We start from the raw sequence: 1,756 nt of genomic DNA on the forward strand, positions 1-1,756 counted from the left end.
TAGTATAATTTGCAAAGGAAACTTATACAAGTATATTGAGGAAAGTGTCGTATGGTATTGTAATTGATTAAAATAAAGCAGAAATAAGCAAGAGCATGGAGGATGTATATGGAAGTAGCACCTATAGGTTGGATAGAAACGGCTTTTGTAGAAAAGTTTGGCATTCCGAGACAAAGTATGGTTGTGCCACAAGTAAAGGGCGTGATTCAATTTTATCCACCTTACAATCAAATTGAATATTTTAAAGGGATTGAATCCTTTGATTACTTGTGGTTAGTTTGGCATTTTTCAGCACAAAAGGGTCGGTCCAATAAAGCAACTGTCAGACCGCCTCGTTTGGGTGGGAATGAACGGGTAGGTGTCTTTGCTTCCAGGTCGCCGTACCGACCAAACCCTATTGGCCTGTCTTCAGTGAAATTAGAAAAAGTCCATATAGATGGGGCTGGAAAAGTGTCTTTAGAAGTATCTGGTGTTGATTTAATGGATAAAACACCCATTTTAGATATCAAACCCTATGTCAAAACAGACATCCATGAAGACGTTAAGGCTGGTTTTACAGATGAAGTATCTTGGCAACCACTGACAGTCGATATGCCTGAAGCGGTGACTGCGGGGTTACCAGAATATTTACTTACCCAACTGCAAGCCGTTTTAGCTCAAGACCCGAGACCTAGAACCCAAGACAATCCTGATAAAATTTACGGCATGCGTTTTGATGCTTATGAGGTACATTTTACAGTCAAAAGTGGTATTCTAAGGGTAGTAAAAATCACTGAACAGGCAGAATCATAGGAGGTTGAACATGAAATTTATTCAATATTTCCAGGCAAATTCAAATGACATTCAAGTCGGTGTCTTGAGTGACTTAGGGATTATCGACATCAGAGAAGCAAGTGAAACATTAGGTATTCGAGTCCCAAACCAACTGAAGGCCATTATTGAAGGGGCATACAAGGATCGTATTCAACAAATTCTAGACTACTATACCCACCACGCCCATGAAGTGAACTTTGTGGATGCGGACACCATTGTCTATGCACCTGTTATCCATAATCCTGAGAAAATAATTTGTGTGGGCTTAAATTATCATGACCATGTGAGTGAATCAAAAATCTCTGATGATCCAGAAGAACCCGTTTTATTTTCAAAATTTAATAACGCCTTAGCCAGCCATCATCAGGTCATCCCATTGAATAAACACGGCGAACAATTCGATTATGAAGGAGAATTAGTAGTCGTAATTGGCAAAACAGCTAAAAACATTTCTCATTCCGAGGCCCTAGATGCCGTATTTGGCTATTCTATAGCCAATGATGTATCCGTTCGTGACTTACAGTTTAAATCAAGTCAATGGTTACTTGGTAAAACAAACGATTTCTCTGCACCCGTTGGTCCCTATTTAACAACAAAAGATGAAGTGGACATCAACAATTTAGCCATTAAGACATACCGTAATGGTGCAGAAGTTCAATCAGCTAGTACCAAGCAAATGATTTTCAAGGTGGCTGAGATTGTGTCTTATATCTCAGAATACATGACCTTACAAGCAGGGGATATCATCTTAACAGGTACACCTTCAGGGGTAGTATTAGGTTATCCAGAAGATCAACAAAACTGGCTTAAAACAGGCGATGAAATTTCGATTGAAATTGAAGGATTAGGTCGTTTAACCAATAGCTTTGAAATAGAAGAATAAGAGAAATATATAGAAATTTGAGAGGTATAAGTATGTCAATATAGTACTTTACCTCTCTTC

General features: G+C 38.6%; 2 protein-coding genes. Both read left to right on the plus strand.

Features of this window, described 5'->3' with window-relative positions; all coding sequences use genetic code 11:
• Window positions 1-108: 108 nt before the first annotated feature.
• Window positions 109-792, plus strand: a complete 684-nt coding sequence (tsaA, locus tag ACRCJ0_RS13370; RefSeq protein WP_431390734.1) for a tRNA (N6-threonylcarbamoyladenosine(37)-N6)-methyltransferase TrmO — start codon at window positions 109-111, stop codon at window positions 790-792.
• A 10-nt stretch (window positions 793-802) separates the two neighbouring features.
• Window positions 803-1,696 carry a fumarylacetoacetate hydrolase family protein gene (locus ACRCJ0_RS13375; protein WP_419971412.1) on the plus strand — a complete coding sequence of 298 codons (894 nt, stop codon included), beginning with the start codon at window positions 803-805 and terminating at the stop codon, window positions 1,694-1,696.
• Window positions 1,697-1,756 lie beyond the last annotated feature (60 nt).

Source organism: Aerococcus sp. L_32 (genome assembly GCF_050689315.1).